General features: G+C 71.2%; 12 protein-coding genes. 5 read left to right on the top strand and 7 right to left on the bottom strand.

Going from position 1 to position 16092, the window contains the following annotated elements:
• Nucleotides 1-10 precede the first annotated feature (10 nt).
• Nucleotides 11-3550, bottom strand: a complete 3540-nt coding sequence (gene dnaE, locus AQJ66_RS10835) for a DNA polymerase III subunit alpha (RefSeq protein WP_061919639.1) — start codon at nt 3548-3550, stop codon at nt 11-13.
• Nucleotides 3551-3720: 170 nt separating this feature from the next.
• On the opposite strand from dnaE, the gene AQJ66_RS10840 reads away from it, so the two are divergent.
• The 4 genes from AQJ66_RS10840 (at nt 3721) to AQJ66_RS10855 (ending at nt 8475) form a co-directional block, all read left to right on the top strand.
• Complete coding sequence (locus AQJ66_RS10840) at nt 3721-5046, top strand: DUF2252 domain-containing protein (protein ID WP_061919641.1); 1326 nt, start codon at nt 3721-3723, stop codon at nt 5044-5046.
• A 67-nt stretch (nt 5047-5113) separates the two neighbouring features.
• On the top strand, nt 5114-5809 hold the full coding sequence (locus AQJ66_RS10845) for a hypothetical protein (protein ID WP_061919643.1): 696 nt from the start codon (nt 5114-5116) through the stop codon (nt 5807-5809).
• A gap of 80 nt (nt 5810-5889) precedes the next feature.
• Nucleotides 5890-6711 (top strand): thioredoxin domain-containing protein, encoded by an 822-nt coding sequence (locus AQJ66_RS10850; protein ID WP_061920187.1) that lies wholly within the window; start codon nt 5890-5892, stop codon nt 6709-6711.
• Between the two features lie 93 nt (nt 6712-6804).
• Entirely contained in the window at nt 6805-8475 is a 1671-nt protein-coding gene (locus AQJ66_RS10855; protein WP_061919645.1) for an alkaline phosphatase D family protein, read from the top strand.
• A 37-nt stretch (nt 8476-8512) separates the two neighbouring features.
• Here AQJ66_RS10855 and AQJ66_RS10860 read toward each other — a convergent pair whose 3' ends face one another.
• Nucleotides 8513-9082 (bottom strand): dienelactone hydrolase family protein, encoded by a 570-nt coding sequence (locus tag AQJ66_RS10860; RefSeq protein WP_061919647.1) that lies wholly within the window; start codon nt 9080-9082, stop codon nt 8513-8515.
• Between the two features lie 105 nt (nt 9083-9187).
• On the opposite strand from AQJ66_RS10860, the gene AQJ66_RS10865 reads away from it, so the two are divergent.
• Entirely contained in the window at nt 9188-10294 is a 1107-nt protein-coding gene (locus AQJ66_RS10865) for a mechanosensitive ion channel family protein (RefSeq protein ID WP_061919649.1), read from the top strand.
• 174 nt (nt 10295-10468) lie between these two features.
• Here the strand turns inward: AQJ66_RS10865 and AQJ66_RS10870 are convergent, their stop codons facing one another.
• From AQJ66_RS10870 to AQJ66_RS37140, 5 genes are all read right to left on the bottom strand, one after another.
• Entirely contained in the window at nt 10469-12055 is a 1587-nt protein-coding gene (locus AQJ66_RS10870) for a Na+/H+ antiporter (RefSeq protein WP_061919651.1), read from the bottom strand.
• A 125-nt stretch (nt 12056-12180) separates the two neighbouring features.
• Nucleotides 12181-12648 carry a GNAT family N-acetyltransferase gene (locus AQJ66_RS10875; protein WP_061919653.1) on the bottom strand — a complete coding sequence of 156 codons (468 nt, stop codon included), beginning with the start codon at nt 12646-12648 and terminating at the stop codon, nt 12181-12183.
• Entirely contained in the window at nt 12645-13589 is a 945-nt protein-coding gene (locus tag AQJ66_RS10880; protein WP_061919655.1) for an RluA family pseudouridine synthase, read from the bottom strand. Before AQJ66_RS10880 ends, AQJ66_RS10875 begins: the two co-directional genes overlap by 4 nt.
• Nucleotides 13590-13680: 91 nt before the next feature.
• On the bottom strand, nt 13681-14280 hold the full coding sequence (gene lspA, locus AQJ66_RS10885) for a signal peptidase II (protein ID WP_061919657.1): 600 nt from the start codon (nt 14278-14280) through the stop codon (nt 13681-13683).
• Between the two features lie 67 nt (nt 14281-14347).
• The gene (locus AQJ66_RS37140; protein WP_079060175.1) at nt 14348-15919 is read right to left on the bottom strand and encodes a TraR/DksA C4-type zinc finger protein; all 1572 of its coding nucleotides are present in this window, start codon (nt 15917-15919) and stop codon (nt 14348-14350) included.
• Nucleotides 15920-16092 lie beyond the last annotated feature (173 nt).

Below are 16092 nucleotides of genomic sequence, written 5' to 3' on the forward strand. Positions count from 1 at the left end.
GTGTCTCGGCTCAGCCGGCCAGGCAGGACGGGCCGAGCAGCACCTTGAGGTCGCCGAAGAGCGCCGGGTCGGGCTTGACCCGGTGCCGGTCCAGGCGCAGCACGGTGGTCTTGCGCGGGCCCTGGAGCTTGATCCGGACCTCGCTGTCGCCCCTGTGGTGGCTGAGGATCTCGCCGAGCCGGCTGACCATCGGCGGGGTGACCCTGGTGGCCGGGATGGTCAGGACCACGGGCGCGTTCGTGCCCGCGTTGGACAGGTCCGGGACCATCAGCTCCATGGCGACGAGCCGGGGGACGTCCTCCCGCTTGTCGAGGCGTCCCTTGACGAACACCACGGCGTCCTCGACGAGTTGGGTCGACACCAGCTGGTAGGTGGCCGGGAAGAACATGCACTCGATGGAGCCGGCCAGGTCCTCGACGGTGGCGATGGCCCAGGCGTTGCCCTGCTTGGTCATCTTGCGCTGCAGGCCCGAGATGATGCCGCCGATGGTGACGACCGCGCCGTCGGCGTGCTCGCCGCCGGTGAGCTGGGAGATGCCCGCGTCGGCCTTGTCGGACAGCACGTGCTCCAGGCCGAAGAGGGGGTGGTCGGAGACGTACAGGCCGAGCATCTCCCGCTCCTGGGCGAGCAGGTAGGTCTTGTCCCACTCGTCCTCGGCGAACTGCACGTCGAGGCCGAAGCCGGGCTCGCTGCCGGTCTCCTCGCCCATGCCGCCGAAGAGGTCGAACTGGCCCTCGGCCTCCTTGCGCTTGACCGCGACCACGTTGTCGATCATCGGCTCGTACTGCGCCGTGAGCCCCTTGCGGGTGTGGCCCATGGTGTCGAAGGCGCCGGCCTTGATCAGCGACTCCGTGGTGCGCTTGTTGCAGACCACGGCGTCGACCTTGTCGAGGTAGTCGGGGAAGGACGCGTACTTCCCCTTGGCCTTGCGGCACTTGATGATCGACTCGACGACGTTGGTGCCGACGTTGCGGACGGCGGAGAGGCCGAAGAGGATCACGTCGTCGCCCTGGGCGGCGAAGTTCGACTCGGACTCGTTGACGTTGGGCGGGAGCACCTTGATGCCCATGCGGCGGCACTCGTTGAGGTAGATCGCCGACTTGTCCTTGTCGTCCTTGACCGAGGTCAGCAGGGCGGCCATGTACTCGGCGGGGTAGTTCGCCTTCAGGTAGGCGGTCCAGTACGAGACCAGGCCGTAGGCGGCGGAGTGCGCCTTGTTGAACGCGTAGCCGGCGAACGGGACCAGCACGTCCCACAGGGCCTGGATGGCCTCGTCGCTGTAGCCGTTCTTGCGGGCGCCGGCCTGGAAGATGGTGAAGTTCTTGGCCAGCTCGTCGGGCTTCTTCTTGCCCATCACGCGGCGCAGGATGTCGGCCTCGCCGAGCGAGTAGCCCGCGATGATCTGGGCGGCCTTCTGCACCTGCTCCTGGTAGACGATCAGGCCGTAGGTGACGGCCAGGACCTCCTGGAGGGGCTCCTCCAGCTCCTTGTGGATCGGGGTGATCTCCTGCTGCTTGTTCTTGCGCAGCGCGTAGTTCGTGTGGGAGTTCATGCCCATCGGGCCCGGCCGGTACAGGGCCGACACGGCGGAGATGTCCTCGAAGTTGTCCGGCTTCATCAGCCGCAGCAGCGAGCGCATGGGGCCGCCGTCGAACTGGAAGACGCCGAGGGTGTCGCCGCGCTGGAGCAGCTCGAAGGTCGTGGGGTCGTCGAGCGGGAGGCCGAGGAGATCGATGTCGATCCCCTTGTTGGCCTTCACCATCTTGACGGCGTCGTCCATGATCGTGAGGTTGCGCAGGCCCAGGAAGTCCATCTTCAGCAGGCCGAGCGACTCGCAGCTCGGGTAGTCCCACTGGGTGATGGTCACACCGTCGGTGTGCCTGACCCAGACCGGGACGTGCTCGGTGATGGTCTCGCTGGACATGATCACGCCGGCCGCGTGCACACCCATCTGCCGGACCAGGCCCTCCACGCCGCGCGCGGTGTCGATGACCTTCTTCACGTCCGGCTCGTTCTCGTACATCGAGCGGACCTCGCCGGCCTCCGAGTAGCGGGGGTGCTCGGGGTCGGTGATGCCGGACAGCGGGATGCCCTTGCCGAGGACGTCGGCGGGCATGGCCTTGGTGATGCGGTCGCCCATCGCGTACGGGTAGCCCAGCACGCGCGCGGAGTCCTTGATCGCGTTCTTGGCCTTGATGGTGCCGTAGGTGCCGATCATGGCGACCTTGTCGGCGCCGTACTTCTCGGTCACGTACCGGATCACCTCGACGCGCCGGCGCTCGTCGAAGTCGATGTCGACGTCGGGCATCGAGATGCGCTCGGGGTTGAGGAACCGCTCGAAGATCAGGCCGTGCGGGATGGGGTCGAGGTCGGTGATGCCGAGCGCGTAGGCGACGATCGAGCCGGCGGCGGAGCCTCGGCCGGGGCCGACCGCGATGCCGTTGTTCTTGGCCCACATGATGAAGTCGGCGACCACGAGGAAGTAGCCCGGGAACCCCATCTGGATGATGACGTCCATCTCGTACTCGACCTGCTTCTGCCGGTCCTCGGGGATGCCGCCGGGGAAGCGGCGCTCCATGCCGCGGCGGACCTCCTCCTTGAACCAGGTGACCTCGGTGTAGCCCTCGGGGATGTCGAACTTGGGCATGAGGTCGCGCTTCTCGAACATGCCGGTGGTGTCGACCATCTCGGCGACGAGCAGCGTGTTGGCGCAGCCCTCCTGCCAGGCGTCCGAGGAGTCGATGGCGTACATCTCGTCGGTGGACTTCAGGTAGTAGCCGGTGCCGTCGAACTTGAAGCGGTCGGGGTCGGAGAGGTTCTTGCCGGTCTGGATGCACAGCAGGGCGTCGTGGGCGCCGGCCTCGTGCGCGTACGTGTAGTGCGAGTCGTTGGTGACCAGCGGCGGGATGCCGAGCTTCTTGCCGATCTCCAGCAGGCCGTCGCGGACCCGGTGCTCGATGTCGATGCCGTGGTCCATCAGCTCCAGGAAGTACCGGTCCTTGCCGAAGATGTCCTGGTAGTCGGCGGCGGCCTTCAGTGCCTCGTCGAAGTGCCCGAGGCGCAGGCGGGTCTGCACCTCGCCGGAGGGGCAGCCGGTGGAGGCCACGATGCCCTCGGACCACTGGGCGATGGTCTCCTTGTCCATCCGGGGCCACTTCTGCAGCCAGCCCTCGGCGTAGGCGTCGGAGGAGAGCCGGAAGAGGTTGTGCAGGCCGGTCCGGTTCACCGCCCACATCGTCTTGTGGGTGTAACCGCCGGAGCCGGAGACGTCGTCGCGCTTCTGGTGCGGCTGGCCCCACTGGATCTTGCGCTTGTTGCGCCGGGACTCGGGGGCGACGTACGCCTCGATCCCGATGATCGGGGTGATCCCGGCCTTCTTCGCGGAGTGGAAGAAGTCGTACGCCCCGTGGAGGTTGCCGTGGTCGGACATGGCGATGTGCGTCATGCCCATCTCGTTGCAGGCGTTGAACATGTCCTTGAGCCGCGCGGCACCGTCCAGCAGCGAGTACTGGGTGTGGACGTGCAGGTGCGTGAACGGCGGCTTCGACACGGTGTGGCCTCCAGGGGAAACACTCGGCGACGGGGTGGCGGACGGTTCCGGGGTCAGCGTCGAAGTCTATGCCTCGGCACTGACACGGGGCGGGCACTCCCACGTACCTTCATGCGTTGAGGACGGCAGAATCGCTGTCGTACGGACACTGCACCAGGAGGCACCCCGCGATGTCGGTCACCCAGCTCAGCGACGAGCAGCGCGGCGAGGAGATCCTCGCCGTCTTCGACACCGCCTTCGGCCGGCTCCTGGCCGCCGACCCGGCCGCGTTCCGGGTGAAGTTCCGGAAGATGGCGGCCTCGGCCTTCGCCTTCTACCGGGGCACGGCGTGCCTCTTCTACCACGACCTCGACACGGAGAAGCGCGGCGGCCCGTACCTGGACGACCGCACCTCGCGCGTGTGGATCCACGGCGATCTGCACGCGGAGAACTTCGGCACCTACATGGACTCCAACGGCCGCCTGGTCTTCAACGTCAACGACTTCGACGAGGCGTACGTCGGCCCCTTCACCTGGGACCTGAAGCGCTTCTCGGCCTCCATCGCGCTCATCGGGTACGCGAAGGCGCTCAGCGACGACCAGATCACCGAGCTGGTGACGATCTACGCGGGCGCGTACCGCGAGCGCGTCCACGCGCTGGCCACGGGCGCGAAGAGCGACGAGGTGCCGCCGTTCACGCTGGACACCGCGCAGGGTCCGCTGCTGGACGCGCTGCGTGTCGCGCGCTCGCTGACCCGGTTCGGGCTGCTGGACTCGATGACCGAGATCCGCGACTTCGAGCGCCGCTTCGCGCCGGGCGGCGGCTCCATCGAGCTGGACGCCGCCACCCGCTACAAGGTGCTGGCCGCCTTCGACGGCTACCTGGAGACGCTGCCGGACTCCTCGCTGGCCCGCCCGGACTCCTACCGGGTGAAGGACGTCGTCGGCCGCCGGGGCATCGGCATCGGCTCGGCGGGCCTGCCGTCGTACAACATCCTGCTGGAGGGCCACAGCGACGCCCTCGAGAACGACGTGGTGATCTACATCAAGCAGGCGCAGACCCCGGCCGTCTCCGGGCACATCACGGACCCGGCGATCGCGGGGTACTTCCGGCACGAGGGCCACCGCACGGTGATCTCGCAGCGCGCCCTGCAGGCGCACGCCGACCCGTGGCTGGGCTGGACGGAGCTGGACGGTGCCGGGCAGCTGGTCGCCGAGGTCTCGCCGTACGCCGTCGACCTGGACTGGGGCGACATCGACGACCCGGAGGAGATCGCGTCGGTCGTCGCCGACCTCGGCCGGGCCACGGCCACGATGCACGCGGCGGCGGACGACACCTCCGGGGAGTCGCTGGTGCCGTTCTCCACCGAGCGGGCCATCGACGCGGCCCTCGCGGCCGACGAGGAGGGCTTCGCGCCGCTCCTGGTGGACTTCGCGCACGGCTACGGCGCACGCGCGCGTGCCGACCACCAGATCTTCCTCGACCTGTTCCGCAACGGACGGATCCCGGGGCTGTAACGTCGCGCACTCACAGACACCCTTTAGGGGTCTCTTACCCGCCTCCGTGACACACTCTGATTCCGCTATGGACATATCCGGGACCCAGCTCAGAGCCGTGCGCGCGGCGCTGTTCACGGCCGTCGCCGTGACGCTCAGCACCGCGTCGCACGTCCTGCTGTCCAGGGCCCCGCTGCCGGCCGCGACCGTGGCCGCCGTCGCGGCCGGCGTGTTCGCCGCCGCGTACGCGCTGGCGGGCCGCGAGCGCGGCTTCGGCCGCATCGCGGCGCTGCTGATCCCGCTGGAACTGGCCGCGGACACGGTGTTCACCACCGGCCAGGACACCTGTTACGGCAGGGCGGGCGGCCCGGTGGCCGGTCCGCTGCGCGCCGTCGGCCTGGACGTGCTGTGCCGGGGCGGCGTGGGCGGCCCGCTGGCCCAGGTGACCGGGCACTCCGGGCGGGGCGCCGGGGCACTGCTCGCGCACGCCAGCCCGGCCGCCGCCTGGCTGCTGCTGGCCGTGCACGTCCTGGTGGGGCTGCTGGCCGCCGCCTGGCTGCGCCGGGGCGAGCGGGCGCTGGTCCAGCTGCTGCGCGCGGTCGCCGCGGTCACCTTCCGGCCGCTGCTGCTGGTGGTGGCCGCGGTCACCGCGCGGCCGGCCACGGCGCCCCGGCTGCCGCGCCCGGGCCCCCGGCCGGCCGCCGCCCGCGAGCGGCTCCTCGTGCACTCCCTGGGACGGCGTGGACCGCCGTGCTCGCTCGGCCCCGCTCACGCCTCCGCCTGAGCGCGGGCAACCGAGCACGACGAGTCCCCCACACGTATCCCGCGTACGACCGGTGCGCGTCCCACATGGAGATCACCCACATGAGCAAGCGGAACAGCCAGGCGTCGAAGTCGGCGGCCCGGGAGCGGCTGCGCCAGGAGCGCGAGCGCCAGGCCAAGCGCGACCGGGCCAAGCGGCAGGCCATCGTGGCCGGCTCGGTCGTGGCCGTGCTGGCCGCCGCCGGCGGCATCGGCTACGCCGTCGTCCAGATGAACAAGCCCGGCTACTGGGACGGCCTGAAGGACGCCTCCAAGGTGGTCACCCCCGCCAACACCACGGGCACCAAGGGCACCACGGTCGTCATCGGCAAGGACACCGCCAAGAAGACCCTGAAGGTCTACGAGGACCCGCGCTGCCCGGTCTGCGCCCAGTTCGAGCAGACCGTCGGTGCGACGGTGAAGAAGGACATAGACGACGGCAAGTTCAAGATCCAGTTCATCGGCGCCACGTTCATCGACAACCACGACAACGGCGTGGGCTCCAAGAACGCGCTGAGCGCGCTGGGCGCCGCGCTCAACGTCAGCCCGGAGGCGTTCCTCGAGTACAAGGGCGCGCTGTACTCGGCGAAGTGGCACCCGGAGGAGACGACCGACACGTTCAAGAGCGACGCCTACCTGATCAAGGTCGCGAACACGGTGCCCGCGCTGAAGAACAACGCCGGGTTCCAGAACGCGGTCAAGAAGGGCACCTACGACGCCTGGGCCATGGCCATGTCGAAGACCTTCGACACCAACAAGGACGGCGTGACCGGAACCCCGAGCTTCGTCATGGACGGCAAGAAGCTCACCGCCGACGCCCAGGGCAACGCGCCCATGACGGTGGCCGACTTCGACCGGGTGGTGGACGCGGCCCTGAAGGGCTGATCCCCCACCGTCCGGCGATCGCCGCGTGAAGAGCGGGCGAACTTTCCACGGTTCGCCCGCTCTCGCGCGTACCGATCAGTAACCTGATCGGTCGTGACCAGTCGATACAGATCCTTCGAGAGCTCACAAGGCCTCAACTCGCTTACGCCCCGCCGCCGTACGGTCGTCAAGGCCGCGGCGGCGACCGCTGTCCTGGCCGGCCCGCTGGCCGCCGCGCTGCCGGCCCGCGCCGCCACGGACGCCCCCGCCTTCCTGCACGGTGTCGCCTCCGGCGACCCGCTGCCCGACGGCATCCTGCTGTGGACCCGGGTGACCCCCGTTCCGGAGGCGACACCGGGCTCGGGGATCGGCCCGGACACCGAGGTGAGCTGGGTCGTCGCCAGGGACAAGGCGTTCACGACCGTCGTCGCCAAGGGTTCCACCACCGCGACGGCCGCCTCCGACCACACCGTGAAGGCCGACATCCGCGGCCTGGAGCCGGCCACCGACTACTGGTTCCGCTTCTCGGCGGGCGGCACGGACTCACCGCCGGCGCGCACCCGCACCGCGCCGGCGGCGGACGCGGCGGTGTCCTCCCTGCGCTTCGGCGTGGTCTCCTGCGCCAACTGGGAGGCGGGCTACTTCGCCGCCTACCGCCATCTCGCGGCCCGCGGCGACCTGGACGCCTGGCTGCACCTCGGCGACTACATCTACGAGTACAAGTCCGGCGAGTACGCGGCCCGGGGCACGGTCGTACGGCCGCACGCGCCGGCGAACGAGATACTCACCCTCGCCGACTACCGGATCCGGCACGCCAAGTACAAGACCGATCCCGACCTGCAGGCGCTGCACGTGAAGGCCCCGGTCATCGCGATCTGGGACGACCACGAGTTCGCGGACAACGCCTGGTCCGGCGGCGCGGTCAACCACACCGAGGGCGCCGAGGGCACCTGGACCTCGCGTCAGGCCGCGGCCAAGCAGGCCTACTTCGAGTGGATGCCGGTCCGCCCGGCCATCACGGGCACCACCTACCGGCGGCTGCGCTTCGGCAAGCTCGCCGACCTGTCCCTGCTCGACCTGCGCTCCTTCCGCTCCCAGCAGGCGTCCACGGCCAGCGGCTCGGTCGACGACCCGGACCGCACGATCACCGGCCGCGCCCAGCTGGACTGGCTGAAGGCCGGCCTGCAGGCGTCCGACACCAGGTGGCGGCTGGTCGGCAACTCGGTGATGATCTCGCCGTTCGCCATCGGCTCCCTCTCCGCCGACCTGCTCAAGCCGCTGGCCAAGCTCCTGGGCCTGCCGCAGGAGGGCATCGCCCTCAACACCGACCAGTGGGACGGCTACACGGACGACCGCCGCGAGCTGCTGGACCACCTGCGTTCGCACGCCATCGGCAACACGGTGTTCCTGACCGGTGACATCCACATGGCGTGGGCCAACGACGTACCGGTGGACGCGGGCACCTACCCGCTGTCACCGTCGGCGGCCACCGAGTTCGTCGTGACGTCCGTCACCTCCGACAACCTCGACGACATCGTCAAGGCCCCCGAGGGCACGATCTCCGCGGTCGCCTCCCCGGTGATCAGGGCCGCCAACCGGCACGTCCACTGGGTGGACACCGACCGGCACGGCTACGGCGTGCTGGACATCACCGCCGACCGCGCGCAGATGGACTACTACGTCCTGTCCGACCGCACCGACCCGCGGGCGACCTCCGCCTGGGTCCGCTCCTACCGCACCCGCAGCGGCACCCAGAAGGTCGAGCGGACCTACGACCCCGTGTGACCGGCGCCCTGGCCGGAGGCTGCCACCGGGCCTCCGGCTACAGGGTCTCCAGGAAGCCGAGCGCCACCCGCCAGGTGGCCTCGGCGGCCTCCTGGTCGTAGTCCGGCAGCCCGGAATCGGTGTAGAGGTGGCCGGCCCCGGCGTACCGGTACACCTCCACGTCCGCCCCGGCCCGGCCCATCTGCAGGTACCAGGCGCTCAGCCAGTCGTCCGTCTCGAACGGGTCCGGCTCGGCCACGTGGAGCTGCACCGGCAGCTCGTCCACGTGCGCGTTCGGCGCGAGGTCCGACGTGCCGTGCAGGAGCAGCAGGCCGCGCGCCTTCTCGTCGCCGAGGGCCAGGGTCTGCGCGATCGAGGCGCCGCGCGAGAACCCGGCGTACACCAGCCCGCGCTCCGAGTACGGCGCCGCCGCCAGCACGGCCCGCTTCAGCAGCTCCTCCTTGCCGATCCGCTCGTCGAACTCCATGCCCTCCTCCACCGTGTCGAAGGTGCGGCCCTCGAAGAGGTCCGGCGTCCACACCTCGTGACCGGCCGCACGCAGCCGGTCGGCGGCCTCACGCACCGCGGGCCTGAGCCCGTAGGCCGAGTGAAAGAGCATGATGTTCATGGGGCCATGGTGCCAGCCGGACACGGCGGTGACGGGCGCCGCATACCCACAAACCCGCAGGACTCACATGTTCATCCCCGCCGTCCGCCGGTTAGGAGCGGAGGCATGGAGAACGTACTCCGCCCGCTGATCGTGATCGGCAGCACTGTGCTGCTCACCCTGGCCATCGGCTGGGCCACCGACCGACTGCTGCGCAAGGCCGACGACCGCAATTCCGACACCCCGCTGTGGGGGCTGCTCCGCCGCGGCCGCATCCCCTACCAGCTCGTGCTGTGCTCCGCGCTGCTCAGAGGCTCCTACGACCAGGCGAAAACGCTGCAGCGGCACCAGGTCGGCATCGGCCAGGCGCTGACCCTGGTGCTGATCGGCTCCGCGGCCTGGCTGATGATCCGGATCGCCGGCGCCGTGGTCGAGACGAGCTACAGCCGCTACGCCCGCGTCCACCGGGACGCCGCCCGGGTGCGCCGGGTCCGCACCCAGGTGGAGCTGATCATGCGGGTGGTCTCGGCGATCGTCATCGTCGTGGCCGCCGCATCGATGCTGCTCACCTTCCCGGCGATGCGCGCGGCCGGCGCCTCGCTGCTGGCCTCCGCCGGCATCCTCGGCATCGTCGCCGGTGTCGCCGCCCAGTCGACGCTGTCCAACATGTTCGCCGGCCTGCAGATCGCCTTCGGCGACATGGTGCGCATCGGGGACACGGTGGTGGTGGACGGCGAGTGGGGCACGGTCGACGAGATCACCCTCACCTTCCTGACGGTACGGACCTGGGACGAGCGCCGGATCACCATGCCGGTGTCGTACTTCACCTCCAAGCCGTTCGAGAACTGGTCGCGGGGCACCCCGCAGATGACGGGCATCGTCTACTGGCACCTCGACCACAGCGCGCCGATCGACGCGATGCGCGAGAAGCTGCGCGACATCCTGCGCCAGTGCCAGGCCTGGGACGGCCGCGCCTACGGCCTGCAGGTGACGGACACCACCCCGAACACCATCCAGGTGCGCGCCCTGGTGACCGCGAAGGACGCGGACGACATCTGGACGGTGCGGGTCGCCGTCCGCGAGCAGATGATCACCTGGCTGTCCACGGAGCATCCCTACGCGCTTCCGCGGGTCAACACCTCGGACTCGGTCCTGCCGCCGAGCCGCGTCCCCTCCCCGGACCGCGCGGCGCTCCGCAAGGCCTACGAGTTCCCGCGCACGGGCCGGGGCTGACCCTCCGCCGCCGTCGGCGCCCGCGCTCGGCACCGCCGCCGACCTGGACGACCCGCGCGGTGACGTGCCCGGCGCCGGGCGGGGCGAGTCGCCCACAGCGCCGGTGCGCTGGTACGACCGATCGTCAGGTCGGGCGGGGGCCGGGAAGGCGGCGCACGCCGCCCACGGCGCGGCTCACCGCATGCTCCGTACGTCGAGATGGCGCAGGACGCGGTCCACGATCTCCGGATCCGCACCGGGCTCGCTGCGGGCCGCCAGCACTTCGTGGCGCGCCGCGCTGAGCATCTCGCCCTGGATCCGCCGGACCCGCTTCAGGCGCGCGGCCCGCCGGCGGTGGGCATCCCTGCGCTCCTCCTCGCCGATGTCCGGGCTGATCCGGATGCCGATGTCGTAGGCCCGCCGCAGCATCTGCTCGGACAGCTCCTCCGGCAGCTCCTCGACCTGCTCGATCTCCTTGAGCCGGTGTTTGGCGGCCTTGGAGGCCCGCACGGCCAGTTCCTTCTCGAACTCCTTCTCCCGCTCCGAGTCGGCCTGCACCCCCAGCCGCTTCACGAGCCAGGGCAGGGTCAGCCCCTGCAGCACCAGGGTGGCGATGATCACCCCGAAGGCGATGAAGACGATCTCGTCGCGGTCGGGGAAGGGCGAGCCGTCGTCGGTCTTCAGCGGGATGGCCAGCACCAGGGCGACCGAGGCCACCCCGCGCATGCCGGACCACCACATCACGACGGTCTCCCGCCAGCTCACCGGGATCTCCTCGTCGTAGTCCCGGCGGGCGTGCAGCCGTTGTGTGAGCCAGGTGGCCGGCAGCAGCCACAGCAGCCGTACGAGCACCACCACGCCCGTGACCGCGGCGGCCCAGCCGAGCAGCTCACCCCACCGCCCGGACGCGGTGCGGATCGCGTTGTGCAGCTCCAGGCCGATCAGGCCGAAGGCGACCCCGGTGACGAGCGTGTCGACGATGTCCCAGAAGGTGTGCCCGGCGAGCCGGGTCATCACGTCGTCGGCGTCGGTGGCGTACTCGGCGAGGAACAGCGCGGTGGTGAGCACGGCCAGCACCCCGGAGCCGTGCAGCTCCTCGGCGAGCACGTAGGAGGCGTACGGCACCAGCAGGGACAGCCCGATCTGCAGCGTGGGCTCCCCGAGCAGGTCCATCAGCCGGTTCGCGCCCCAGCCCAGGGCCAGCCCGACGGCGAGCGCGACCACGGCCGACAGCACCAGGTCCAGCCCCGCGCGCGGCCACGAGAACGCGCCGGTCACCGCCGCGGCGATCGCCACGTGGTACAGCACGATGGCGGTCACGTCGTTGAAGAGCCCCTCGCCCTCCAGGATCGACACCAGCCGGCGGGGCAGCCCGAGCTGGCCGGCGACCGCCGTCGCGGCGACCGGGTCCGGCGGGGCGATCAGCGCGCCCAGCGCCACGGCGGCCGCGATCGGCAGCCCGGGCACGATCGCGTTGGCGACCAGCGCGACGCACACCATCGTGACGAACACCAGGGCGACGGCCAGCAGGAAGATGGGCCGCAGGTTCGCCGCGAACTGCCGCCAGGAGGTGCGGCGTACGGCGGCGTAGAGCAGCGGCGGCAGCAGCGCCGGCAGGATCAGGTCCGGCGGGATGCTCACGTTGGGCACGAAGTCGGCGATCGCCAGGACCCCGCCGAGCAGCGTCATCAGCACCGGCGACGGCACCCCGAGCCGCTCCCCGACCGGGACGCTCAACAGGGCCCCGAGCAGCAGCACGAACAAGAGGGCCAGTTGATCCACGGCGAGCGCTCCGGGGGTCGACGATCATATCGGCAGGCCTCAAGCCTGCCACGCCGATCGCCGGCCGACGGTGCCGGGCGCGCCCCGGCCGTTCTGGCCTTCCTCGCCTCCGGCCGCCGGAATACCTACAGGTCGCGGCGCATGGCCCGGTGCGGAATGCCGGCGTCCGGGAACTCCGGGCCGTACGCCTCGTACCCGAGACGCTCGTAGAAGCCCAGGGCGTGCGTCTGCGCGTGGAGGTCCACGGCCGCCAGCCCGCGCTCGCGTGCCGCCTCCTCGACGGCCCGCACCAGGGCCACGCCGACGCCCAGTCCGCGTGCCTCACGGGCCACGGCGAGCCGCCCCAGGGACCCCACGGAGGCGTCCCCGCCGGTCTTGGCGGCGGCCGCCTCGCCGTGCAGCAGGCGCCCGGTGCCGAGCGGCACGCCGTCCTCGCCGACCGCCAGGACGTGCACGGCCACGGCGTCGTAGGCGTCGTACTCGATGTCCTCGGCGACGCCCTGCTCGCGGACGAAGACCTCCTTGCGGACCGCGAAGCACGCCTCGCGGTCGGCGGGGTCCTCGGCGACGCGGACGGTGTACGGGACGCTCACCCGTAGGTCTCCTCTCGCACCTGGTCGAGGGCCTTCTGCAGGTCCGCCGGGTAGTCGCTGGCGAACTCGACCCACTGCCCGTCCGCCGGGTGCTCGAAGCCGAGCCGCACGGCGTGCAGCCACTGGCGGGTCAGGTGCAGGCGCTTGGCGAGGGTCGGGTCGGCACCGTAGGTGAGGTCGCCGACGCAGGGGTGGCGGTGGGCGGCCATGTGGACGCGGATCTGGTGGGTGCGGCCGGTCTCCAGCTTGACGTCGAGCAGGGAGGCGGCGCGGAAGGCCTCGATGAGGTCGTAGTGGGTCACGGAGGGCTTGCCCTCGGCCGTGACCGCCCACTTGTAGTCGTGCTGCGGGTGGCGGCCGATCGGCGCGTCGATCGTGCCGCTCGTCGGGTCCGGGTGGCCCTGGACCAGGGTGTGGTAGCGCTTGTCGACCGTGCGCTCCTTGAACTGGCGCTTGAGCGACGTGTAGGCCCGCTCGGACTTGGCGACGGCCATCAGGCCGGAGGTGCCCACGTCCAGACGGTGCACGATGCCCTGGCGCTCGGCGGCGCCGGACGTCGAGATCCGGTACCCGGCGGCGGCGAGGCCGCCGATGACCGTCGGCCCGGTCCAGCCCGGGGACGGGTGGGCGGCGACGCCCACGGGCTTCACGATCACGACCACGTCCTCGTCGTCGTGCACGATCTCCATGCCCTCGACCGGCTCGGCGACCACCTGCACCGGCGCGGGCGCCTGCGGCATCTCGACCTCGAGCCAGGCGCCGCCGTGCACCCGCTCCGACTTGCCGACCACCGCGCCGTCGACCTGGACCTTGCCGGACGCGGCCAGCTCGGCCGCCTTCGTGCGGGAGAAGCCGAACATGCGCGAGATGGCGGCGTCGACGCGCTCGCCCTCCAGGCCGTCGGGCACGGGCAGGGTTCGGATCTCGGGAATCGTGCTCACCCGTCGAGTATGCCGGACGGTCCGGCGGCACCCGAACGAGCCTGTGGACAACCGCCGCTCCGGGGAGCCCCGGTGCCGCCCCGGTCCGGCCTCAGTCCTTGTGGACCGTGCCGTCCGGGTCCAGGCCGCGGAAGGACAGCAGCACGATCAGGATGCCCCCGCACACGATCGCGGAGTCGGCCAGGTTGAACACCGCGAAGCCCTTGGGCGCGATGAAGTCCACGACCTCGCCCTCGAAGACCCCGGGCGCCCGGAAGATCCGGTCGGTGAGGTTGCCGAGCGCGCCGCCGAGCAGCAGGCCCAGCGCGATCGCCCAGGGCATGCTGTACAGCTTGCGGGCCAGGCGGATGATCACGCCGATCACAGCGGCCGCGATCAGCGTGAAGATGACGGTGAAGGCCGCGCCGAAGCCGAAGGCCGCGCCCGGGTTGCGGATGGCGTGCAGCTCCAGCCAGTCCCCGATCACCTGGATCGGCGCATGGTGCTCCAGCTTGGCGACCACCAGCATCTTGCTGACCAGGTCCAGGGCGTACGCGACGGCGGCCACCGCGAACAGCACCGCGATCCGGCGCCCGCGCCCGGTCCGCGTCCGCTCCGCCACCGCCTGCGCGTCCGCTCCGGCCGCCGCCGTCGGCTCGTCGCCGCCGTCCGGGGTGTCCGGCGTACCGATGATCCGCTCCGCCTCTGCCACGTGAGTCCCTCAACCTAGGTGCCTGACTGAGGACGAGACTACGGCACGCCCGGCACGACCCCGAGGGTCAGGAGCGGCGTTCCTGCTTCTGCTTGCACTCCACGCACAGAGTGGCCCTCGGGAACGCCTGCATGCGGGCCTTGCCGATGGGGTTGCCGCAGTTCTCGCACAGGCCGTACGTGCCCGCGTCCAGCCGTTCCAGGGCGCGTCCGGTCTGGAGCAGCATCTCGCGCGCGTTGGCGGCCAGCGCCATCTCGTGCTCGCGCGTGATGTTCTTGGTGCCGGTGTCGGCCTGGTCGTCGCCGGCGCCGTCCCCGGAGTCCCGCATGAGACCGGCCAGGGACGTCTCGGAGGAGCTGATCTCGTCCGTGAGCCGCTGGGCCTCGGCGGTCAGCTCGGCGCGTGCCTCCGCGACCTCCTCCGGGGTCCAGGGGTCCTCGCCGGGGCGCACCGCAAGCTCGCCCGGTTCCGCCGCGGCGACCCGCGCTTTGGGGACGGCTGAGTCGTCCGCCGTGGCCGTGCCAGGAGTCTTCTTCGCAACCACTGTCGTGGCTCCCGTCTGCTTCGCGGCCCGCGCCGCGCCCGCTTTCTTGGCCGTGCTCTTCTCGGCAGCCCCCGTCGAGACGTCTCCGGCGGCCGCCTTCACCACACCGGCCTCCCCGGCCGTCACCCCGCCGACTCCTTCCTCCGTGCCCGTGTCCTCACGACCCGCGATACCGGCCGCCCGCCCGGCCGCCGCCTTCCCACCGGCCCTCTTCCGGCCGGCGGCCTTCGCCTCCGGCGCCCGGGTGCTCCTGGCGGTTCCGGCGGCCTCTCCGGCTGCCGGAGGCTGCCTCCCGGTGCCCTCCTCCGCGGCGGCCGGCTTGCTGACGGCGGCCGCCTCCTTGGCGGCCGCCTCACCGACGGCCGTCTTCTTGGTGGCCACCTTCTTGGTGGCCACTTCCGAGGAGGCCGTCTTCTTGACTGCCGCCTTCTTGGTGGCCCCTCTCTTGGCCGCCGCCTTCTTCGGAGCCGACTTCTTGGCGGCCGTCTTCTCGACCGCTTCCGTCTTCGTGACCGCCGTCTTCGTGACCGCCGCCTTCGCAGCCGCCGTCTTCGTCGCAGCGGTCTTCTTCACCGCCGCCTTGGCGGCAGGCTTCTCCGCGGTCTTCCCCGCCGTCTTCTCGGCAGTCTCCCCCGCCGTTTCGTGGGCCGCCTTCGCGGCCGTCTTCCCCGCCGTCTCGTGGACCGCCTTCGCGGCCGTCTTCCCCGCCATCTCGTGGACCGCCTTCGCGGCCGTCTTCCCCGCTGTCTCCTCGGCCGCCTTCGCGGCCGTCTCCCCCGTCGTCTTCCCCGCCGCAGGCTTCTTCCCCGCGGACTTCTTCCCCGCGGACTTCTTCCCCGCGGACTTCTTCCCCGCGGACTTCTTCCCCGCGGACTTCTGCCCGGCGGCCGCCGCGATGTCACCGGCCGGCCGCTTCCCCGCCCTGCCCGCCGGCCCCGCCGTCCGCGCGGCGCCCGACGCGGCACGCGCGCGCGTGGTCTTCCTGCCGCCCGCTCCCTCGGCCTCGCCGCCCGGGGCAGCCGAAGCACCGGAGGCGGCCACGCCCCTCGGGCGGCCGGTCGCCGGCTGCTGTACGGCGGTCTTCTTCACCACCATGGCCGCGGCCCCTTCACATATTGTGATCTTGCTCGCGAATCGTGCTGGGACGATAAATCGACTCGAGTCCCGCGGCAACGGGGCACACCGCCCGATTCGCCCGCCCGCGCCCCCCGCGCAGCGGACCTGCATCCGTTGTGCCCAGCTCACCGCCGGGTAATCCGCCGGGGAGG

It is taken from the genome of Streptomyces bungoensis (assembly GCF_001514215.1).
GTDB lineage: Bacteria > Actinomycetota > Actinomycetes > Streptomycetales > Streptomycetaceae > Streptomyces > Streptomyces bungoensis.